The organism is Rhizobium sp. UFLA01-1127 (assembly GCF_059803845.1).
Window position 1 is genome coordinate 11,989 of the sequence record NZ_JAUQTZ010000013.1, and the last position, 19,849, is coordinate 31,837.

21 protein-coding genes are annotated in these 19,849 nt (G+C 60.1%); 7 read left to right on the plus strand and 14 right to left on the minus strand.

From position 1 onward, the window contains the following. Window positions 1–129 precede the first annotated feature (129 nt). On the plus strand, window positions 130–1,056 hold the full coding sequence (locus Q4Q11_RS05075) for a DMT family transporter (RefSeq protein ID WP_498568837.1): 927 nt from the start codon (window positions 130–132) through the stop codon (window positions 1,054–1,056). A gap of 57 nt (window positions 1,057–1,113) precedes the next feature. Here the strand turns inward: Q4Q11_RS05075 and Q4Q11_RS05080 are convergent, their stop codons facing one another. From Q4Q11_RS05080 to Q4Q11_RS05090, 3 genes are all read right to left on the minus strand, one after another. Next, on the minus strand, window positions 1,114–1,968 hold the full coding sequence (locus tag Q4Q11_RS05080; protein ID WP_113216440.1) for a C40 family peptidase: 855 nt from the start codon (window positions 1,966–1,968) through the stop codon (window positions 1,114–1,116). A 15-nt stretch (window positions 1,969–1,983) separates the two neighbouring features. Then, window positions 1,984–2,328, minus strand: a complete 345-nt coding sequence (locus Q4Q11_RS05085; protein WP_112511611.1) for a MarR family transcriptional regulator — start codon at window positions 2,326–2,328, stop codon at window positions 1,984–1,986. Window positions 2,329–2,531: 203 nt separating this feature from the next. Further along, window positions 2,532–3,923, minus strand: a complete 1,392-nt coding sequence (locus Q4Q11_RS05090; RefSeq protein WP_112511614.1) for a leucyl aminopeptidase family protein — start codon at window positions 3,921–3,923, stop codon at window positions 2,532–2,534. Between the two features lie 149 nt (window positions 3,924–4,072). Between Q4Q11_RS05090 and Q4Q11_RS05095 the strand changes: the two genes are divergently transcribed. Further along, window positions 4,073–4,900 (plus strand): tetratricopeptide repeat protein, encoded by an 828-nt coding sequence (locus tag Q4Q11_RS05095; protein ID WP_113336903.1) that lies wholly within the window; start codon window positions 4,073–4,075, stop codon window positions 4,898–4,900. A gap of 206 nt (window positions 4,901–5,106) precedes the next feature. Here the strand turns inward: Q4Q11_RS05095 and Q4Q11_RS05100 are convergent, their stop codons facing one another. The 11 genes from Q4Q11_RS05100 to Q4Q11_RS05150 all read right to left on the minus strand — a co-directional run bounded on the left by Q4Q11_RS05100 (window position 5,107) and on the right by Q4Q11_RS05150 (window position 15,292). Beyond that, a complete protein-coding gene (locus tag Q4Q11_RS05100) occupies window positions 5,107–5,751 on the minus strand; it encodes a LysE family transporter (RefSeq protein ID WP_113216438.1) in 645 nt (214 codons plus the stop codon). Window positions 5,752–5,894: 143 nt separating this feature from the next. Continuing rightward, a complete protein-coding gene (locus Q4Q11_RS05105) occupies window positions 5,895–6,872 on the minus strand; it encodes a type II secretion system F family protein (RefSeq protein WP_113216437.1) in 978 nt (325 codons plus the stop codon). A 21-nt stretch (window positions 6,873–6,893) separates the two neighbouring features. After that, window positions 6,894–7,901 (minus strand): type II secretion system F family protein, encoded by a 1,008-nt coding sequence (locus tag Q4Q11_RS05110; RefSeq protein ID WP_112511425.1) that lies wholly within the window; start codon window positions 7,899–7,901, stop codon window positions 6,894–6,896. An 8-nt stretch (window positions 7,902–7,909) separates the two neighbouring features. Continuing rightward, window positions 7,910–9,385, minus strand: a complete 1,476-nt coding sequence (locus tag Q4Q11_RS05115) for a TadA family conjugal transfer-associated ATPase (protein ID WP_112511428.1) — start codon at window positions 9,383–9,385, stop codon at window positions 7,910–7,912. A gap of 79 nt (window positions 9,386–9,464) precedes the next feature. Next, window positions 9,465–10,736, minus strand: a complete 1,272-nt coding sequence (locus tag Q4Q11_RS05120; protein ID WP_113216435.1) for a CpaE/TadZ family protein — start codon at window positions 10,734–10,736, stop codon at window positions 9,465–9,467. Between the two features lie 37 nt (window positions 10,737–10,773). Beyond that, a complete protein-coding gene (locus tag Q4Q11_RS05125) occupies window positions 10,774–11,517 on the minus strand; it encodes a CpaD family pilus assembly protein (protein ID WP_112511616.1) in 744 nt (247 codons plus the stop codon). Between the two features lie 55 nt (window positions 11,518–11,572). Beyond that, a complete protein-coding gene (locus Q4Q11_RS05130; protein ID WP_498568838.1) occupies window positions 11,573–13,078 on the minus strand; it encodes a type II and III secretion system protein family protein in 1,506 nt (501 codons plus the stop codon). Window positions 13,079–13,092: 14 nt separating this feature from the next. Continuing rightward, on the minus strand, window positions 13,093–13,908 hold the full coding sequence (gene cpaB / locus Q4Q11_RS05135) for a Flp pilus assembly protein CpaB (RefSeq protein ID WP_498568839.1): 816 nt from the start codon (window positions 13,906–13,908) through the stop codon (window positions 13,093–13,095). A gap of 164 nt (window positions 13,909–14,072) precedes the next feature. Then, window positions 14,073–14,585, minus strand: a complete 513-nt coding sequence (locus tag Q4Q11_RS05140) for an A24 family peptidase (protein ID WP_498568840.1) — start codon at window positions 14,583–14,585, stop codon at window positions 14,073–14,075. A gap of 93 nt (window positions 14,586–14,678) precedes the next feature. Beyond that, window positions 14,679–14,861, minus strand: a complete 183-nt coding sequence (locus tag Q4Q11_RS05145; RefSeq protein ID WP_113216432.1) for a Flp family type IVb pilin — start codon at window positions 14,859–14,861, stop codon at window positions 14,679–14,681. Between the two features lie 248 nt (window positions 14,862–15,109). After that, the gene (locus Q4Q11_RS05150; RefSeq protein WP_498568841.1) at window positions 15,110–15,292 is read right to left on the minus strand and encodes a Flp family type IVb pilin; all 183 of its coding nucleotides are present in this window, start codon (window positions 15,290–15,292) and stop codon (window positions 15,110–15,112) included. A gap of 408 nt (window positions 15,293–15,700) precedes the next feature. Here Q4Q11_RS05150 and Q4Q11_RS05155 point away from each other — a divergent pair, with 408 nt between their 5' ends. The 5 genes from Q4Q11_RS05155 to Q4Q11_RS05175 all read left to right on the plus strand — a co-directional run bounded on the left by Q4Q11_RS05155 (window position 15,701) and on the right by Q4Q11_RS05175 (window position 19,811). Further along, window positions 15,701–16,132 carry a pilus assembly protein N-terminal domain-containing protein gene (locus Q4Q11_RS05155; RefSeq protein ID WP_112511445.1) on the plus strand — a complete coding sequence of 144 codons (432 nt, stop codon included), beginning with the start codon at window positions 15,701–15,703 and terminating at the stop codon, window positions 16,130–16,132. A gap of 150 nt (window positions 16,133–16,282) precedes the next feature. Continuing rightward, window positions 16,283–16,903 carry a TadE/TadG family type IV pilus assembly protein gene (locus Q4Q11_RS05160; protein ID WP_112511447.1) on the plus strand — a complete coding sequence of 207 codons (621 nt, stop codon included), beginning with the start codon at window positions 16,283–16,285 and terminating at the stop codon, window positions 16,901–16,903. A gap of 14 nt (window positions 16,904–16,917) precedes the next feature. Beyond that, window positions 16,918–17,490, plus strand: a complete 573-nt coding sequence (locus Q4Q11_RS05165; RefSeq protein ID WP_112511618.1) for a TadE/TadG family type IV pilus assembly protein — start codon at window positions 16,918–16,920, stop codon at window positions 17,488–17,490. Window positions 17,491–17,625: 135 nt separating this feature from the next. After that, window positions 17,626–18,846 (plus strand): phosphopentomutase, encoded by a 1,221-nt coding sequence (locus Q4Q11_RS05170; RefSeq protein WP_498568859.1) that lies wholly within the window; start codon window positions 17,626–17,628, stop codon window positions 18,844–18,846. Beyond that, on the plus strand, window positions 18,843–19,811 hold the full coding sequence (locus Q4Q11_RS05175; protein ID WP_498568842.1) for an adenosine deaminase: 969 nt from the start codon (window positions 18,843–18,845) through the stop codon (window positions 19,809–19,811). The genes Q4Q11_RS05170 and Q4Q11_RS05175 overlap by 4 nt, the downstream gene beginning before the upstream one ends. The last annotated feature ends 38 nt before the right edge of the window (window positions 19,812–19,849 follow it).

Genomic DNA, 19,849 nt, shown 5'->3' on the forward strand with positions numbered 1-19,849 from the left:
TCCGTTTGCAGGTCAATCCGGTGCGAAACAGAAACAAAATTGCACGAGGGCCATCAAAATCGAGCCACATGCTCTCTCTGCATGTATTAGATTTGCCCGACAAATCACCTGACTTGCAGAGGCACGAGAATGTCACAGCCAGACACCGAATACGATATCCGCAGCCCGAGCCTCGGTGAAAACGAAGATACGAAGGGCTTTCTTCTTGGCGTGGTGGCGATGATTCTCGCGGCGTTGGCCATGAGCATCTCGCCAAGTCTCGTGCGCCTGGCCGATGTCGGGCCTTTCGCCAGCGCCTTCTGGCGGGTCTTCCTGGCGCTGCCGATCCTTTGGATCTGGATGCGATATGGCGAGGCGGCGGAGCCCAGGGCGCCTCGCGCCAGCTTTAGGATACCAACGATTCTGGCCGGCATTGCCTTCACGGGTGACCTGTTCTTCTGGCATCTCTCGATCATGCGGACGACGATCGCCAACGCCACCTTCTTCGCGACGATGGCGCCGCTCTGGGTCGTCATTTTCGGCTGGCTTCTTTTGAGACAGCGTGTCAGTCGCGCCACGCTTCTCGGCCTCCTCGTCTGCCTTGCGGGCGGCACGGCGCTTGTCGTGCAAAGCCTGGCATTCAATCCGGACCGCGCCGTCGGCGATGCTCTCGCCATCATCACCGGCGCCTTTTTCGGCCTTTATTTCCTGGCGGTCGGCGCAGCGCGACCCGGGACAAACGCCGCGCGCGTCACCTTCGAATTGAGTGTCATCACCTCGGCGATCCTGTTCCTGATCGCCTTCTTCTTCGAGCCGCGCATCCTGCCGCAGTCGATCTCGGGATGGTGCGTGCTCCTGGCGCTCGGCCTCATCAGCCACGCCGGCGGACAAGGCCTGCTTTCGGTGGCGCTCGGACGATTACCAACCGTTTTCTCCTCGCTCGTCATTTTCCTGGAATCGATCGCAGCCGCCCTTTTCGCCTGGTTCCTGTTCGGCGAAAACGTCACGCTGCTGCAGGCGCTTGGCGGCATCGTCATCGTCGCCGGCATCTGGATCGCACGTCCGCGCACGCCGTAAGACCAATCCTGTTGCGAATGCTGGCGGGCGCTGCGGCTACAGGGTTATGCAGCGCGATCAGTCGGCAAAACGACGGTAACCGGTCGGCTGCTCATAGAGCCAGCCGATACGTTCGATGGCGGCGGCGAAATTTTCGCGGGCGACCGTCATGGTATGGCCGTTGGCGTGCACGATGGTTTCCGGATCTTCCATGATCGCGACATGCCCCTTCCAGAAGACGAAGTCGCCGCGCTTCAACTCCTCGCGTTCGATCGGCTGGCCGAGGCGGGCGGCCTGCATATCGGTATCGCGCGGCGCGGCGCGGCCGGTCATCGACAGCGCCAGCTGCACCAGGCCGGAGCAATCGATGCCGAGGCCCGAGCGGCCGCCCCAGAGATAGGGCGTTTCGAGGAAGCGCAAGGCGACGTCGACAAAATCGCCGCCCTGGTTGTCGCCGATCGGCTGCACATGTTTTGCGAAGATGGCGGTGCCGTCCTCCAGGATGACATAATGATTGCCGCGCGTCTCCGCCGTGCCGGTCACATGCACGAGGCTGCCCATGGAGAGGATTGCCGCGTGCGGCTTGCGCAACTCCGGCTCGGGATAGAGGAAGGTGCGCTGTGGGACGACGACGTGGGTTGGGACCGCTGCACCCTCCTTGATCGCCGTTTCCGGAAGATAGCCGACATAGTCGTCGGAGAGAGCCTTGACCCAGCACCAGCCGTCGCGGCGCTCGAATATCGTCACCTCTTCGCCCATCAAGAGCTCGGTGTCGATGCCCGAGGCGAGATCCGGCCTTGGCCGAAGCGCGATGACCGGTACCGTGACGCGTGCGCTGCTGCCCTCGATGAAGCGCTCGGCCTCGACCTTGCCCTTGAGAGCAGCCTCGGCGAGATCGGGCCTGAAAGCATTGAGACGGCGGTCGAGCATCATGACGGAATTCCCGGATTACAGTTTGCGGCCGTGCTCGATGACGAGATCGCCGAGTTTTTCAAGATAGAGCGCGCCGGTAACCGTACGTTTAATGATGACATTGCGGCGATCACGGTCGTCGCGTACCCGATCGACCAACCCCATCTCGCCCATGGTGTCAAGCGCACGCGTGATGACCGGCTTGGTGACGCCGAGCGTCGCCGCAAGTCCACGCACGGTATGCGGCGGCGGCACGAGATAGATCTGAAGCAGGATCGCCGTCTGCCGCAGCGTCAAATCATGATCCTCGCGGCGCACCTGAGCGAGCGTCACGCCATGCCAGAGGCCGAGAGCCTGCGAGGCGGTGAGTTCAAGCGGCAAGGGCAACCCCGAGATTCGTTACGCTGCCGTTCCAGTTTCGGCCAAGATCGTGGCGGTTTCAAGGGGCGAACGTCCAACTTGGCGTTAGGAAGTCGTGACTACGGAGTTCGTTGATCGTGCACACTCCCCTCTGTCATTTCGTGACAGAGGGGAGTGTCGGAGGCTCCGCATATTCAGAACCCACCTAACTGCGACAACAGCCCCTACCGTACGCTCTGCCTGATATGGTGATACAGCGCCCGGATAGCCTGCGCCTCGCCGCCGCCGGGTGAATGCGGCCGCTCGCTCTGCGCCCAGCCGTAGATGTCGAAATGCGCCCAGCTCGGTGTCCTAGTCACGAAGCGCTTGAGGAACAGGGCAGCCGTGATGGAGCCGGCCATGCCGCCTGCTGGAGCATTGGTGATATCGGCAAACTTCGTGCGGATATCCTTGTCGTAGCCCATGTAGAGCGGCATCCGCCACAGCGGATCATCCGTCTCGAGGCTTGCCTCGGTCAAATCGCGGGCCAGGTCGTTGTCGTCGGTGAAGAAGGGCGGCAGGTCGGGGCCGAGTGCGACACGGGCAGCCCCCGTCAGCGTTGCCATGTCGATCATCAGGTCCGGTGCGTCCTCGTCGGCATAGGCAAGCGCATCAGCCAGGATCAGCCGTCCCTCGGCATCCGTATTGTCGATCTGCACCGTAAGGCCCTTGCGGCTCCTGTAGATATCGCCGGGTCGGAAAGCATTGGACGAAATCGAATTCTCGACGACCGGAATGATGACGCGCAGATCGACCTTGAGCTTGGCATCCATGATCATCAGCGCCAGGCCCATGACGTTAGCGGCACCGCCCATGTCCTTCTTCATCAGAAGCATCGAGGATGCGGGCTTGATATCGAGCCCGCCGGTGTCGAAGCACACGCCCTTGCCGACCAGCGTAATGCGGCGATGGCCCTTCTTACCCCACCGCATTTCCAGGAGGCGCGGCGCATCGGCACTTGCACGTCCCACGGTGTGCACGAGCGGAAAGTTCTCTTTCAGGAGATCGTCGCCGATGATGGCGGACATTTCAGCCTTGTAGTGTTGAGCAAGCGCCCGGAAGGCCGCTTCGAGCTGCTCAGGCCCCATGTCGTTGGTCGGCATGTTGATGAGATCGCGCGCAAGGAAGACGCCTGCGAGCTGTCGCTTGATGTCGGCCGCATCCGCATCGCGCGGGATCATCAGCGTCGGCGCGGTCGCCTTTTCAGATTTGTAGCGCTCGAAGCGATAGCTGCCGAGGCCGAAGCCAAGCGAAAGCCGGTTTGCAGTCAATGGCGCGGTCTCGATATGCCAGTCGCCGGCCGGCAGGCTGCGCGCGAGCCTGCCGGTCAGGAAAGGCTGCTCGGAGGGATTGGCGCCCAGGCCGAACAAGGCCCCGCCCAGATGTCCATCGGCCGTCGGGATCAGCAGCAACGAGCCGCTTTCGGCCTTGTAACCGGCCTTGCTGGCCCAATCGAGCGCTATGGGATCGATGGTGCCGGTTTCTATATGTGCCGGAGTGACGGCAAAGATCGGCAACGTTGCGCCACCCTTCGAATTGAAGGGCGTCGCGCGCTCGATGAACTGATAGGGGGCCATGATCATCCTTTGACAATAATTTCAGGGAATCGCGAGTTAACTGTCTGTTAGGGTTAACAGATTATTGCTGGAGCGAACATTGCGCCGAACCTTTCCCTGTTCCGATTCTAGGCCGGGCGCAAGATCTAAGGAATTCAGGGATAAGTGACATGCCCGCCGCGTTCAGCACGTCTCCGCTCAGAGCTTTTCTTCTTCAGGGCGCTTCGGCCGCACTTCTGGCACTGGCGCTCGCCGGCTGCTCGACGACCGGCAAGGACAAGATCACGACCGGCTCCATTCCCGCGACGGCAAAACCCATCGACTCGATGAACAGCACCGATCTCGCGCAGGCGACTGCGACCTTCGGTAAGGCCTACGACGCCAATCCCAGGGATCGCGATGCCGGCATCAATTATGCCAATGCGCTTCGCATAAGCGGCCGCAACGACCAGGCGCTTGCCGTCATGCAGCAGGTAGCGATCGCCAATCCAAGCGATCGTAGCGTGCTCGCCGCCTATGGCAAGGCGCAAGCGGCGGCAGGCCAGCTCGACCAAGCGCTCTCGACCATCGACCGCGCACAATTGCCGGACCGGCCGGACTGGCGCCTTGTCTCTGCAGAGGGCGCGATCCTCGACCAGCTGGGACGTTCGGCAGATGCGCGCGCCAAATACCGCGACGCCCTGGTACTCGCTCCCAACGAGCCGACGATCCTCTCCAACCTCGGCATGTCCTATGTGCTGACCGGCGATCTCAAGAATGCCGAAAACTACCTTCGCTCGGCCGTCGCACAGCCGGGCGTCGATAGCCGCGTGCGGCAGAATCTGGCGCTCGTCGTCGGCCTGCAGGGTCGGTTTGCCGAAGCGGAACAGATCGCGCGCCAGGAGCTGACAGCACAGCAGGCCAATGCCAATGTCGCTTATCTGCGCGGCATGCTGGCGCAGCGCAACTCATGGCAGAAGCTCGCCGCCAGCAACGGCACCAAGAAGGCCATCGAATAGATAGAGCATGATGCCGAAAACTGTGCTCGGCTTTCGGACGACATCATGCTCTACTTCCTTGATTCCGGAGCGGATTCAGATTTTAGGCCGAACAGACCTAAAATCATCCGACTCTAAAGTCACGGAAAGCGACAACGGCTTTCCGTGACGCTGCTCCCGAAAACGGCGGTCAGGACCTTGAGCGCTTGCGTGAAATGCGCGGTGGCTCAGCGCCAGAGGTGACGCGGCAGTCCTTCGGCCACCAGCCGCGCTCCGAGCATGCCCATCACGGCGCCTGCCACCCTGTCGATCCAGAGCTTTGCACCAAGATAGACGGCGCGCGGACGGTTCGACGAAAAGGCGATCGTCACCACCGTGTACCAGCCGACCTCGACGACGAAGACCGCGGGCGGAACGGTGAACAGCAGCCAGGGAGCGGGAACCGCCGGCAGAAGGGCGGCAAAGATACTGCCGTAGAAGATGGCTGTCTTCGGATTGCTGAGCTGCGTGCCGAGCGCAAAGAGGAAATTGCGCGCCACGCCCCCCGCCGCCGGCGTAGCGGGCGCATCGATCGGGAGATCGTCGGCGGCACCGCGCCAGATGCGGATGCCGATATAAATCAGATAGAGCCCGCCGCCGATCTTCAGCGCGAGGTACAGCCATTCGACCTTCATCAGCAGTGCGCTCAAGCCGAACAGAGCCAGGGTCGCGAAAATCACGCTGCCGGTTCCCATGCCCAACGCGGCGGCAAGACCGGCCTTGCGCGAGCGGGAAACGGCAATGCGGGAAACGAGCACGAAACTCGGGCCGGGGCTGACGGCCCCGATGAAGACTGCGGCAATGACACTGAAAAATACGGCTATGGATGACATGCGGCACCTCCCAACATGGCTGGAATTCAGCTCAGCCGGCCGACGCGAACCTCCGGTGCTTTTCAGAGATCATGCACGTGGCGCAATCGGCGACATTGCCCGGCGAGATTAACCATGCCGCCGTGTCCGGGCAAGTCTGCCGATCAGAACTTGTCCATGGCCTGGATGATTGCCGGACCGAGAATGACGGCCATCAGAACCGGCAGGAAGAAGACGATCATCGGCACGGTCAGCTTCGGCGGCAGCGCCGCAGCCTTCTTTTCCGCCTCGTTCATGCGCTCATCGCGGCCTTCCTGCGCCATGACGCGCAGCGCCTGCGACAATGGCGTACCGTAGCGTTCGGCCTGGATGAGCGCCTGCGTCACGGATTTGACGAGTTCGATCTGCGTGCGGGCGGCGAGATTGTCGAACGCGGTGCGGCGATCCTGCAGGAAGGACAATTCCGCCGTGGTCAGCACCATTTCCTCGGCAAGCGCCGGGGATTGCTCTGCCATTTCCTCTGATACGCGATGCATGCCTGCTTCGATTGATATGCCCGATTCCACGCAGATCAGCATCAGATCTAGCGCGTCCGGCCAGGCGCGCTTGATAGACTTCTGCCGCTTGGTCACCAGGTTGGAAATATAGATGTTGGGCGTATAGAAGCCCAGATAGGCAAAACCGATGACGCCCAGCAATCGGATCGGCAGCGGCTTTGCGGCAAAATAGCCGAGAACGAAGACGACCACGATTGCAACCGCGAGAAACAGGAATGGGAGCAGAAACCGCGCCACCAGAAACATGTTCAGCGCGTTTTCCGAGCGCAGGCCTGCGGCGCGCAGGCGGTTGACGGTGTTGGCATCGACAAGCGCATTGCGGAGATTGAAACGCTCGACGATCTGCCGGACGTTGCGATTGTTATGGTTGCGCAGCGATGCCTTTCCGCCCTCGGCGTTCAGGCGTGCCCGCTCGCGCGCGCGGATCTGCTCGCGTTCCGTCGAGACGGCCTTCATGCGCTTGTTGAGGTCGCCGCGCTCCAGAAGCGGCATGGCGATCGTGTAGAAGGTGGCAAAGACGGCGATCGCTACGACGACGGCGAGCAGCGTGCTCGGATCGGTCAATTTGGCAGCCAGATCGGACATGGGCTATGCGGCTCCCTCCGCTCAGATTTCGAAATTGACCATGTTGCGCATGATGAAGATGCCGATCGACATCCATATGCCGGCTCCCATCAGGATCAGATGGCCGCGCGGATCGGCGAACAGGATCATCATGTATTGCGGCGACGTCAGGTAGACGAGCAGCATGACGATGAAGGGCAGAGCCCCGATGATGACGGCCGATGCCTTGGCCTCCATCGACAGCGCCTTGACCTTCGCCTTCATTTTCTTGCGCTCGCGCAGCACTTTGGAAAGGTTGCCCAAAGCTTCCGACAGGTTGCCGCCCGCCTGTGCCTGAATGGTAATGACGATCGCGAAGAAACTCACCTCTTGCAGCGGCATATGGTTCGTCATGCGCGTGCAGGCATCCGACATGCTGAGACCGACCTGTTGGGCTTCGACCACACGGCGGAATTCCGCCTTGACCGGCTCGCGCGCCTCGGCGGCCACCAGCCGTACGGCGTCGTTGAGCGGCAGGCCGGAACGAAGCGAGCGCGTGATGAGGTCGAGCGCGTTCGGAAACTCGTCGAGAAACTTGGTCTGCCGGCGCTTGATGAGGAAACCTATGACCCAGCGAGGCAGGCCGAAAGCAGAGGCAAAGAGCACGCCCAGAACGGCGAGAGGCGGCGCTCCGGCAATGAAAAAGACCAGCATGACGAACAAGCCGAACAATACGCTGAAAATGTAGAAGCGTGCCGGCGTCAGGGACAGGCCTGCCTGCGTCAGGCGTGCTTTCAGCGACTGCTTCTTTTTCGTGTTTTCGGACTGCCGCCGCTCCAGGTCCTTCAGCGTATCCTGCACCGACTTGCGGCGCTTCGACATTTCCTGAACCCGGTCGCGCGCCGCCTTGACCTTGACACGGTCGGTCTCGGCCTGCTTGACCCGGTTGACCCGGCTCGCCGCCTTCTTCTGTGCCTCGATCCGCGAATAGAGAATGCCGTAGCAGACCGCGGCCGCAGAGACCGCCGCGAGCAGCACAATCAAGAGCACTACCGGATCGATACCGAACATCGTAAATCCTATTGCGCCTTCTGTTCCATCTCGTCGAGAGCGGCTGCCAGGCGCCGCTCCTCGTTATAATAGCGGGCACGATCCCAGAAATGCGGCTTGCCGATACCGGCGGAGACGTGCCGGCCGATGATCCGGCCGTTCGCATCCTCGCCCTCGATCTCGTAGCGCATCAGGTCCTGCGTGATGATCACATCGCCTTCCATGCCGATCACCTCCGTGATCTGGGTGATGCGGCGCGAACCGTCGCGCAGTCGCGCGGCCTGGACGATCACGTCGATCGAGGTGGAGACGATCTCGCGCACAGTCTTGGCGGGAAGGCTGAAGCCGCCCATTGCGATCATCGATTCGATACGGCTCAGGCATTCGCGCGGCGTGTTGGCGTGGATCGTGCCCATGGAGCCATCGTGACCCGTGTTCATCGCCTGCAGCAGATCGAAAACTTCCGGTCCGCGCACTTCGCCGACGATGATGCGTTCGGGACGCATGCGCAGGCAGTTCTTGACGAGATCGCGCATGGTGATCTCGCCCTCGCCCTCGATATTCGGCGGGCGGGTTTCAAGGCGCACGACATGCGGCTGCTGCAGCTGCAGTTCGGCGGTGTCTTCGCAGGTGATGACGCGCTCGTCGCGATCGATATAGTTCGTCAGACAGTTCAGAAGCGTCGTCTTGCCCGAGCCCGTGCCGCCAGAGATGACGACATTGCAGCGCACGCGGCCGATGATCTGCAAAAGCGTCGCGCCCTCGGGCGTGATGGCGCCGAAGCGGACGAGCTGATCGAGGGTGAGCTTGTCCTTCTTGAACTTACGAATGGTGAGCGCCGGCCCGTCGATCGCCAGCGGCGGTGCAATAACGTTGACGCGCGAGCCGTCGGGCAGGCGCGCGTCGCAGATCGGGCTCGATTCATCGACGCGGCGGCCGACCTGGCTGACGATGCGCTGGCAGATGGAGAGAAGCTGCGCATTGTCGCGGAAACGAATTTCCGATTCGACGGTCTTGCCGCCGACTTCGATGAAGGTCTGGCCGGCACCGTTGACCATGATGTCGGCGATGTCGTCGCGGGCGAGCAACGGCTCCAGCGGACCATAGCCCAGAACGTCATTGCAGATGTCTTCGAGCAGTTCCTCCTGCTCGGAAATCGACATCGCGAAATTCTTGATCGTGATGATGTCGTTGACGATATCGCGGATTTCCTCGCGCGCGGCTTCGGCGCCGAGTTTGGAAAGCTGCGACAGGTCGATCGTGTCGATGAGCGCGGAGAAGACCTGCGATTTCGTGTCGTAATATTCTTCGGTGCGAGCGGGCCGGCGGCGGCTCGGCGTCTGCATCGGCGGCGCGACGACCTGCTGACGGGGCTGCGAGGAATCACGCGGAGGTTCTATCAGCACCGCAGGCGCCGCGGACGGGCTCGCGGCGGCGGGCGCACGCGCCGACGGTTGCATACCACCGCTTTTTGCAGAACCTTCGCTCCCGCGCTTGCCAAACATGTCTTCGATCCAATTCTACTGCTGCAGCATGCATTTCCCGAAGGGTCAGCCCTCCGAAAGCTCATGCGAAATCAAACGACTACTTCCGCTTCAGGAGGCCGAGCAGGCCGCCTTTTCTCGTCTTCTTCGAAGCCACGCGTCCCGTGACGATATGGGATATCTGCGAGAAGGTTTCGGCGATCGGCGACTTCGGATCCGTCTCCGAGATCATCTGACCGCTGTTGGCCGCATTGCCGAACAGATTGATGTCGAAGGGGATGATGGCGATCGGATCGATCTCCAGCGGCACGCAGAACTCGGAAGGGTTGATCTCCGGACGCTTCGGCATGCCCACCTGATTGAGGACGAGATGCGGCGCCTTGTCGTTGGGGCGCAACTTGTGCAGTGCGTCGATCAGGTTCTTGGCGTTACGCAGATTGGCAAGATCGGGCGCCGCGCAAATGACGACCTCATCGACGGCACCGAGCACCGAACGCGTCCATTCCGTCCACACATGCGGTATATCGAGCACTGCCACCGGCGCGCTGCGCTGGAGAACGTCGAGCACCGGCAGAAATGCCTGCCCTTCGAAGTCGTAGGCGCGATCCAGCATGGAGGGTGCTGCCAGCAGCGAAAGATGCTGCGAGCATTTGGTCAGCAACCGGTCGAGGAAAACTTCGTCCAGGCGCTCCGGCGCATAGACGGCCTCCGCAATCCCTTGGGCCGGATCCTGGTCGAAATCGATGTTGGCGGTGCCATAAGGCAAATCGAGATCGGCAAGAATGGTTTCGGTCGAAAACAGACTTGAAATTCCGAAGGCACAGTTATGGGCGATGGTCGATGCGCCCACACCGCCCTTGGCGCCGATGAAAGCAATGCTGCGGCCCAGAGGCTCGGCATCGGGGTCGATGAAGATTGTCGCAACCGCCCCTATCAGATCGGCCATGTCAGTGGGTTGCACGATATATTCGGAGATGCCGTTGCGGATGAGCTCGCGGTAGAGGCCGATATCGTTGTGATAGCCGACGACGATGACCTTGGTGCTCGGATCGCAGACGGCGGCGAGCGGCTCCAGTTCAGCCAGCAGATTACGCGGATTGGCGCGCGTCTCGATAATGATCAGATTCGGTGTCGGCGCCGTGGAAAACATGTTCGCCGCTGCCGCAACACCGCCGCTGGTGATCCTCAGGCTGACTTTGGACATACGCCGATCATTGGCGCATTGGTCCATCACCCGCTGCAGATGTTCGCTTTCGCAGAAGGCATGGACGGAAATGCGCGGCAATGGCCGCAGGCTGTCGAGATTGCCCGAGCGCGAGGTTTCTTCAGCCTCCGCGGCGGTCGAACCGATATCGTATTCGATGGCGTTCATGATTCCGTCCTGTTCCGCCGGTACGTGAGTCCCATGATCATTGGCCGGAGCTGCCGGAACCGCTGAAACCGCCGAGAGTGGCGGTGCTGGTCCGAACAGAGCCGTTGCGGTAGTTGTCGATCACCTTGCTGCGCTGATCGGTATCGATCGGCGATGAGGCCCGGGGTGCGAGCAAATCCGTTGGGCTGGCGACCTGCGCTGCCAGATTGTGCTGGGTCGCGCAGCCGAAATTATAATAGTTCTGATTGTCAAGGGCGTTGTCGGCAAGATCGTCCGGCCATTGGCCGCAAGAGTTGGTCGCTGCCGTGGTCGCGGTAAAGCGCAACCGGATCGGGGAGGAATCGCCGGCGTCGCCAGCCGAATAATAGCTCTCGACGATGCGGGCGGACCGGATGCCGCTTGCCACCAGCTCCCTGCGAATCTGTTGACTCAGGATCGATGCTGCCGCTGCGTTCAGCGATCCCCGCGGGGACAGGATTTCGACCGTGCCGCTGGCATGTGTGCGATAGTCCTGGACGAAGCCGCGAACGGTGTCACGCATGCCCGTCGACAGACGGCGATCGCTTGATGCGACCGGTATATCTATGTTGTGCTCTTTCTCCGTCAGCACGATGGGATGTCGCTGACGATAATCGTCCTTGATGGCGCTCGTCGTCATGCCATCCGGAGAGCCGGCGCAGCCGCTGACGGCGGCGGCGAGCATCAGGACCGACGCAATCGACGCCAATGTGGGTAGGCTGAGCCCAAAGGTGCGAGGCGCATTGCGTTCGAAACTGGCCATCGTCTGATTTCTCGTTGATCCGGTTGAAAAGGCGCGCGTCATGATCCGTGATCCCTCACTTGTATATGAAGCCGACGGTGCCGTGGAAATCGGCATCGGCGACCGGCGGCCCATCTCTGCGACCGTAGATCTTGTTGACACGGTTCATGAAGAAGCTGCTGACATCGTTGCTTGGCGAGAAATTGTCGTCGGGACGAGCGAGCTGGTTGCGAGCTACGGGACGGACCAGATAGGGTGTTGCGATAATGACCAATTCGCTTTCGTCGCGCTGGAAGCTCTTCTGCCGGAACAACGCGCCAAGGATCGGAATTTTCGAAGCGCCGGGCGTGCCATTGGTCGTCTGCTGGATGCTGTCGCTCAAGAGACCGGCCAAAGCGATCGAGCCGCCGGACGGCAACTCGACCGACGTATCGGCTGCGCGCTGGTTGTAGGTTGCCGTGCCGGCGTTGGCCGTGCCGACCGGATTGGAAACCTGGGTCTGAACATGCAGAGCGATTCGTCCGGCAGACAGCACGACGGGTGTGAAGGCTAGGCTGATACCATAGGTGAAGGGTGTGACCGTGACGCTCCCGTCCTTGTTCGTGACGGCGTATAGCGTCTGGCCGCCCGAATTGAAGGTTGCGGCCTGACCGGAGATCGCCGTCAACGTCGGCTCAGCCAGCGTACGGACGGCGCCGGCCTGCTCAAGAGCATTGAGATAAGTACTAATATTGTACTTGCCGATGGCGGTTTTGAACAAGCTGGCAAGACCGCCGCCGCCAACTGCCGCAGTCCCATCCGCGCTAGGACTCCCGAGCTGGGCTACCGTCAGACCGGAAGAACTTTTGACAAGATTGTCAAAACCGATCTGCTTCAGCACGCTGCGCTTGATTTCGGCGACCGTCACCTTGAGCGTCACCTGATCTTCGCCCTCGATCTGCAGCATGTTGACGATCTGCGACGTCTGCCGTGTCTCTGCGAAAATGGCGACCGCATTGTTGTCGCCGCTGCCCGAGGCCGTCTGGTTTCGAGTCGTCGCTTCGCCGCCTTTGAGGAAGGCCTCCGCAAGCTGCTCGGCACGCGTCGCATCCTGCGGCGTGCGCACCGTACCGGTCAGAACGATATTGTCGGAAACGATCTCGACGTTGATGTCGGAGTCCGGAATAAAGCGCTTGAGGTTGGCCTGCAGGCCGGCAATGTCTCGCTCGATCTGGAGATCTAGGCTGACGATCTCCTTGCCGTCGGCGCCGAAGATGAAGATATTGGTCTGGCCGACCGTCTTGCCGAAAAGATAGATGCGGCGCGAGGTTCGCGTCACTGCATCCGCCATCTTGGGATCGGAAACAAGAATGTCGTGCGCATCGGCCGGCAGATCGACAACGAGCGCTTTGTTGAGACCAAGTTTCAACATGCGCTTGGTGCCGAGGCCGGCAATGGTAACGATGCTGTCGGAGCCGCCGGCAAACGCTTGAGAGGTGCGCAGAAACGCCGGCAGGTCCGCCAGAGGCAGACCCGAGAAGGCGAGCGAGAAGGCGAGAAGCGCAGCGAGAGAATGGCCGGCCTTGTTGCTTGTCTTGAACATGATCTCGCCTCTTGTCATTGTGGTTTCGGCCCCGTCGGGCCGTCGGTCACGATCGCTCCCGACTTGATGACCTGAACAAGGCCACCGCCATTGTCGCCGGCCAGAAGATAATCGGCCGCCGTCGTATCGGGCTGCTGCGCGTCCGCAACGGAGCGCAACGCCAGCGTCAGCCGATCCGCCATTTGATGGGCAACGGCGAGGACTTTCGTCTGGTCAGGAGTGAGCTCCAGCGTCGCGGTCGCCCCGACCGCGGCCTTGCTTCCGTCCTGCTTTTCCTCGATCTGCTGATCGACGGCCAAGACGCGAACATTGCTCAATACGGTTTCGGTGACGAGCTGCTGCTGTGAACCCTTGCGCACCATGATCACATCGACGCGGTCATTCGGAAGGATGAAGCCACCCGCGCCGGTGGCGACGGAAATCTCCGTGGCGACGGCCCGCTTGCCCGCCGGCAGCAGCGAGGACAGGATACGGCTGTTGGAATCGGCGACCTTTTCTTCGCGGATCGGCTCGCCCTCGAATATCGGCAAGCGGACGACTGCACCGTTCAGATCCTTCAGCGCATCGGGTCGTGCGCTCTGGGTGATGAAGCCCTTGACGACGCCGCCCTCCGGCCAGGGCATCCAATGGATCGTTTTCTCGCTGAGCCGCGTGCCGACGGGCAGATTGGCGCCTGCGACGAGCACATTGATCGTGGTTTCCTTTTCCACCACGGCCGCGATCTGCTGGGGAACGATATTGCGCGATCCGGCAAGGCGCATCGCCAGCAGACCGGCAATCCCGGCCGCGACGGCTGCCACTGCGAGTATCATTATGCGAGCGGGTTTCATTGTCATTCCTTGGGGAACACGAGTCTTCGCCCCGCAGAATGACCGGCAATTGGTGTAATTATGGTTAATGGGTGGTTACATTTATTGTTACTTAACCATGATTACTTGGCATATATTAGAAATTATCTATATTCCGGCGCAACCTATACTCGGCATTTTCCAGCTCAAAGTGCGGCGTGAGTAGCAGCAATCAGCAGTGGCGAGGAAGGAAAGGCAAGGATCCCGCCGATGGCAATCGCGATGCCGTAGGGAATTTTCTTGGCAACCAACAATGAGCCCGGCACGGGAAGGCCGATCGCCATAATGGTGCTGGACTGCGACCGGATCAGAACAATCAAAACGGTCACCACACCGCCGATGAATGCGATGTAGACGAGAAATTCCACAAGGGAAGAATCGAAGCCGAACCAGAGTGCCGCCGCGGCTAAGAGCTTCGCGTCGCCACCGCCCATGACGTTCAATGCGAACAGAGCGAAGCAGGCGAGAAAAACGGCGCCGGCGCCGGCAAGATGCATGGCGATTTCTGTAAGAGGCAATCCGAAAGCGGGTGCCAGTACAAAAAAAGAGACTGCGAGCGCCAGGGATATGCGATTCGGGATCGTCATGGTCAGCAGATCGGAGATCGCCGCGATCGACATGCAGAGCGGGAAGATAAATAATGCCGCAGCTTCGAGCACGACAAAGATCCAGTCCGATATGTTAAAAGGTAAAATCGCTCATTTTGCTGAGCGATTTTTATCTTAAGCATTCCATTACACTATCAGAACCTATCAATGCGCTGCCGAAGCGGTGTTCATCTGGTTCGAAATATTCTGAAAGGTATTGCTAAGCGTATTTCCGAGGGTGGTTGCGCCAGTAATGATGGCAACGGAAATCAGGGCGGCGATCAGGCCATATTCGATGGCGGTTGCGCCCGATTCATCCTTCAGAAAGCGCGAGAAAAGCTTGGACATGAATTTACTCCACTCAATTTGTTGACAGCATGTCTGACGACTATTGCCATTGATCGGATGAGTTGAACGGAAGCTGCGCATCGTTGCCATCGCTTTAATGGCCGCGACCAACATGCACAGTAGGTAAATAACAGTGCCTCGGCCTCGATCATGACAATGATCCAGCCTGGCGCCTCAAAAAAAGGCAAAACCGCTCGTTTTGCTGAGCGGTTTCTCTCTTAAGCGTTCCGCTACGCGACCAGAACCTATTAGTGCGCCGCCGAAGCAGTGTTCATCTTGTTCGAGATGTTCTGGAAGGTGTTGCTAAGCGTATTTCCCAGGGTCGTTGCGCCAGCAATGATGGCAACCGAGATCAGCGCGGCGATCAGGCCATATTCGATTGCAGTCGCGCCCGATTCATCCTTCAGGAAGCGCGAAAAAAGCTTGGACATGAATTTACTCCACTCATTTTGTTGACAGCACGTCCGCCAACTGTTGCCGTTGATCGGATGAGATGCACGGTAGCTGCGCGCCGTTTCCATCGCTTTAAGGAAGTCGGTTAATGCTCAGTAAATATGACGGCATAAATAGAATAGTTAATATGAATTGGAATTCATTCAGTGCAGTTTTAAAGAAAAACTTTAGATAAACAGAAATTATTAGGTCCACGAATATTAGGGAGATATATGACTTGCCCCGAATTAACTCACTTGCCACAGAGGATGACGGCAACGAAGTTTGCGAGCGGGACACTTGCACCATAATCGCATGACGGCAGACAGGCTTAATCGTTCGTTCACCATTCCTACTCATTCTATCTGACAAATCTTTTTCACCCGGTGCTTTCCATGAGGCAAGTCATGCCAATCGGCCGCAGAACAGCATTCCTTGCCGGCATCGTTGCCATGGCCGGCTTTATGCCGCAGCTTTCCCACGCTGCCGGGGAAAGCATGCTTCGCGTCTATATGGATCACGCGCGCGTGTTGAAGCTCAATCGCCCCGTCAGCAAGGTCATCGTCGGCAATTCGCAGGTCGCAGACGCGACCGTCGCGGATCCGAAGACCATCGTGCTGACCGGCCGCAGTTTCGGCACGACAAACATCATCCTGCTCGATGCCGACGGCAATGCCATCGTCGACGAACAGGTTCTGGTCTCCATCGACGAAGGCAATACGGTACGTGTCTTTCGTCAGACGGACCGGGCCGTATTGTCGTGCACGCCCAATTGCGAGCAGCATGCCCAGCAAAATAATACGGCGGCGACAGCAGCAACTGGGGCGGCCGGACAATAATATTTTATGGCGCAAATATTCGAAAATACTTTCAAATATTAGGTTGAAAGTAATAATCCGGGTTTCCTCTAAATATGAATGGAGAACGGAAACGGATTATCAAGAAAACAATTCTAGTGTCATCCGCGTGTAAATCGCCGCGGATTTCCCATGACGCAAGTTGACGACCTTCTCGCCGATACGAGCCCAGCACGACGACGTGCCCGGGGTGGTCTGCGCGAATTCGTCCGCTCTCAAGACGGTGCGGCGGCTATCGAATTTGCTTTGCTCGCGATTCCCTATTTCCTGATCATCTTTGCCATCATCGAGACCTTCGTCGCCTTTACCGCGGAACAGGTCGTTTCTAACGCCGTCGATACCCTGGCGCGCCAGATCCGGACTGGGCAGATCACGGCGGCCAATACCACTTCACAGCAATTCCGGCAGGCATTCTGCAACGAGATTGCCGTGCTCATCACCTGCTCCTCGACCGAAGTGCAGACGCCATCGAAGCTTTACATCGACGTGAAAAACTACACGAGCTTCGCATCCATGCCGACGACGATCCCGCGCATATCGTCGACGGACCCTTATGCCGATCTCGACACGACAGGTTTCACGTTCACGCCCGGCGGCGCCAAATCCTTGAACATGGTGCGCGCCTATTATCGCTGGCAGATCATCACGGATCTTTTGCGCCCTTATCTCACCAACGTCCATCCGACGGACGGCTCGGCATCGGTCTATCTCATGGTCGCGACGGCCGCTTTCCAGAACGAGAATTATCCGTGAGCGGGCCGGGCATCATGACCGAGAGGAAAAACACCTTCTCCGGCCTGTTTCGACGCTTCGCCCGCGACGAACGCGGTGTGGGCGCAATCGAATTCGCCATTCTCTTTCCCGTGCTGCTGATGCTCTATCTCGGTGCCTTCGAGCTTACGGTGGGCCTCAACGTCTCGAAACGCGCCAGCCGCTCGGCGGGATCGATCGCGGACATCGTCTCGCAGCAGTCGAGTGTCAGCAAGTCGGTGCTCGCGACCATGACCTCCGTGGCCGGCGCGATCTTCGCGCCTTACACCACGACCGGTCTGACGCTGAAGATCACCGGCATTGCGATCGACGCCACGGGCAACGCGACCGTGGCCTGGTCCTGGGCGCAGGACGGCACCAGGCCCTATATATCCGGAACCACGCTTACGGTGCCGGCCAACATGAACCAGGCCAGCACATTCCTCGTCCGCAGCGAACTTGCCCTGCCCTACCAGCTCTTGAGCTTCGGCAGCAATTTCCTGCCGAGCGGCACCAACCAGATCACCATCAGCCGGCAATATTACTACCGGCAGCGTGTCGGTACGTCGATCAGCTGCAGCGACTGCTGAGCGCCCGCACCAAGAACCGGATCGACGGGTCGGCCAAAACGGAAAATTGCCAAGCTGCCGCCTCCGTTATATGGGTGACGTCCAATGCCCCGGCGGGTCTCTTCCGGGGGTGACGACATTCTCATCAGGTGGAATATGGCGCGCGCCTTTCTCTTCGTTCTGGATTCCTTCGGTGTGGGCGGCGGCCCGGATGCGGCAAGCTACGGCGATGAAGGCGCCGACACGCTCGGCCATATCGCCGAATTCTGTGCGGCACGCGCTGCCGACCGCGAAGGTCTGCGTCAAGGGCCACTGACACTGCCGAACATGTCCGGCCTCGGCCTGCTGGAGATCGGCAAGGCGGCAACGGGCAACTATCCCGCCGGCATGCCGCTGCCGGAAAAGCTCTATGGCCTTTATGGCTGCGCCAGCGAAGTCTCCCGCGGCAAGGATACGCCATCAGGCCATTGGGAGATCGCCGGAACGCCGGTCATGTTCGACTGGGGGTATTTTCCTGCCGAGGGCGACGCCTTTCCACCGGAATTGGTGAAGGCCATCTGCGAGGCGGCCGATCTGCCGGGGATTCTCGGCAATTGCCACGCCTCCGGCACCGATATCATCGCCAGGCTCGGAGAGGAACATATCCGCAGCGGCAAGCCGATCTGCTACACTTCATCGGACTCGGTCTTCCAGATCGCCGCGCACGAACAGCATTTCGGCCTCGACCGGCTGATCGGCCTCTGCAAGATCGTGCGTACCCTGCTCGACCCCTACAATATCGGCCGCGTCATCGCCCGCCCCTTCATCGGCGAGACCGTGGCGACCTTCGAGCGGACCGGTAACCGCCGTGACTTCTCCGTGCTGCCGCCGGAGCCGACACTGCTCGACCGCCTGGCCAAGGCTGAACGCACGGTGCACGCAGTCGGCAAGATCGGCGATATCTTCGCGCATCAGGGCGTTTCCAGGGTCATCAAAGCCAACGGCAATATGGCGCTGATGGACGCAACACTGAAGGCCATGGACGAAGCCGAGGATGGCGATCTGGTCTTCACCAATTTCGTCGATTTCGACATGCTCTATGGTCACCGCCGCGACGTGCCTGGCTATGCCGCGGCGCTCGAAGCCTTCGATGCGCGGCTTCCCGAGGTCCACAAGAAGCTGAAGGCGGGCGATCTCGTCATCCTCACGGCCGATCATGGTTGCGATCCGACCTGGCGCGGCACCGATCATACGCGCGAGCGCGTGCCGGTCATGGCTTACGGGCCAGGCATTCGCTCCCGCTCCATCGGCGTCCGGCAGACCTATGCAGATATCGGTGAGACGGTTGCGAAACATTTGGGAATTGCGGCCGGGCCGCACGGGAGGAGCTTCCTTTGACATCGCATTTGAAGAAAGTGGAGCTGCATTGTCATCTGGAGGGAGCGGCTCCTCCGGCATTGACGCTCGCACAAGCAGAGAAATACGGAGTCGATACCAGCGCCTTCCTGCAGGATGGCGTCTATCTCTGGAAAGATTTTGCCGAATTCCTCGTCTGCTACGACAAGGTCTCCGAGGTCTACCGTACCGAGGAAGACTATGCGCTGCTGACGGAAACCTATCTGGAAGAGCTTGCCGGCATCGGCACGATCTATAGCGAACTTATCGTTTCGCCCGATCATGGCGATCGCATCGGCCTCGGCGCCGACGCCTATATGGCGGGCGTTTCGGCCGGCATCCATGCCGCCAAGGCAAAAACGGGCATCGAAGCGCGGCTCATCATAACCGGCGAGCGCCACTTCGGGCCTGAACGCGTGGTGAAGGCAGCGGAATATGCGGCCAAAAGCGACAATCCGCTCATCACGGGCTTCAACATGGCTGGCGAGGAGCGCATGGGCCGTGTCGCCGATTACGCCGGCGCCTTTGACATCGCCCGCGAGGCCGGCCTCGGCATCACCATCCATGCCGGAGAAGTCTGCGGCGCTTTTTCCGTCGCCGATGCCATCGAGCTTGTGCGCCCTGATCGCATAGGCCATGGCGTACGCGCGATCGAGGATATGGATCTCGTCGAGCGCCTTGCCGATCGTGGCACGGTGCTGGAGGTCTGCCCCGGCTCCAACGTCGCGCTCAAGGTCTTCCCGGATTTCCAGTCGCATCCGCTGCGCAGACTGCGAGATGCCGGCGTGAAGGTGACGATCAATTCCGACGATCCGCCCTTCTTCCACACCTCGTTAAAGCGGGAATACGAGCTGGCGTCGTCAGCCTTCGGCTTTACCGACGAGGAGATCAACGCGATGACTCGCACGGCGATCGAAGCAGCGTTCGTGGACGAGGCGACACGGGCGGCGTTGCTAGCGAAGCTCTAAAAGCGTGGCTTAGGCCGCAGATTGGGGATGAAATCTCC

What these genes read in the sequence shown, in the direction of transcription:
- Q4Q11_RS05075 (WP_498568837.1), top strand. Translation starts at nt 130, where the DNA reads ATGTCACAGCCAGACACCGAATACGATATCCGCAGCCCGAGCCTCGGT.
- Q4Q11_RS05080 (WP_113216440.1), bottom strand. Translation starts at nt 1,968, where the DNA reads ATGATGCTCGACCGCCGTCTCAATGCTTTCAGGCCCGATCTCGCCGAG.
- Q4Q11_RS05090 (WP_112511614.1), bottom strand. Translation starts at nt 3,923, where the DNA reads ATGGCCCCCTATCAGTTCATCGAGCGCGCGACGCCCTTCAATTCGAAG.
- Q4Q11_RS05095 (WP_113336903.1), top strand. Translation starts at nt 4,073, where the DNA reads ATGCCCGCCGCGTTCAGCACGTCTCCGCTCAGAGCTTTTCTTCTTCAG.
- Q4Q11_RS05100 (WP_113216438.1), bottom strand. Translation starts at nt 5,751, where the DNA reads ATGTCATCCATAGCCGTATTTTTCAGTGTCATTGCCGCAGTCTTCATC.
- Q4Q11_RS05105 (WP_113216437.1), bottom strand. Translation starts at nt 6,872, where the DNA reads ATGTCCGATCTGGCTGCCAAATTGACCGATCCGAGCACGCTGCTCGCC.
- Q4Q11_RS05110 (WP_112511425.1), bottom strand. Translation starts at nt 7,901, where the DNA reads ATGTTCGGTATCGATCCGGTAGTGCTCTTGATTGTGCTGCTCGCGGCG.
- Q4Q11_RS05115 (WP_112511428.1), bottom strand. Translation starts at nt 9,385, where the DNA reads ATGTTTGGCAAGCGCGGGAGCGAAGGTTCTGCAAAAAGCGGTGGTATG.
- Q4Q11_RS05120 (WP_113216435.1), bottom strand. Translation starts at nt 10,736, where the DNA reads ATGAACGCCATCGAATACGATATCGGTTCGACCGCCGCGGAGGCTGAA.
- Q4Q11_RS05125 (WP_112511616.1), bottom strand. Translation starts at nt 11,517, where the DNA reads ATGGCCAGTTTCGAACGCAATGCGCCTCGCACCTTTGGGCTCAGCCTA.
- Q4Q11_RS05130 (WP_498568838.1), bottom strand. Translation starts at nt 13,078, where the DNA reads ATGTTCAAGACAAGCAACAAGGCCGGCCATTCTCTCGCTGCGCTTCTC.
- cpaB (WP_498568839.1), bottom strand. Translation starts at nt 13,908, where the DNA reads ATGAAACCCGCTCGCATAATGATACTCGCAGTGGCAGCCGTCGCGGCC.
- Q4Q11_RS05145 (WP_113216432.1), bottom strand. Translation starts at nt 14,861, where the DNA reads ATGTCCAAGCTTTTCTCGCGCTTTCTGAAGGATGAATCGGGCGCAACC.
- Q4Q11_RS05150 (WP_498568841.1), bottom strand. Translation starts at nt 15,292, where the DNA reads ATGTCCAAGCTTTTTTCGCGCTTCCTGAAGGATGAATCGGGCGCGACT.
- Q4Q11_RS05155 (WP_112511445.1), top strand. Translation starts at nt 15,701, where the DNA reads ATGCCAATCGGCCGCAGAACAGCATTCCTTGCCGGCATCGTTGCCATG.
- Q4Q11_RS05160 (WP_112511447.1), top strand. Translation starts at nt 16,283, where the DNA reads ATGACGCAAGTTGACGACCTTCTCGCCGATACGAGCCCAGCACGACGA.
- Q4Q11_RS05165 (WP_112511618.1), top strand. Translation starts at nt 16,918, where the DNA reads ATGACCGAGAGGAAAAACACCTTCTCCGGCCTGTTTCGACGCTTCGCC.
- Q4Q11_RS05170 (WP_498568859.1), top strand. Translation starts at nt 17,626, where the DNA reads ATGGCGCGCGCCTTTCTCTTCGTTCTGGATTCCTTCGGTGTGGGCGGC.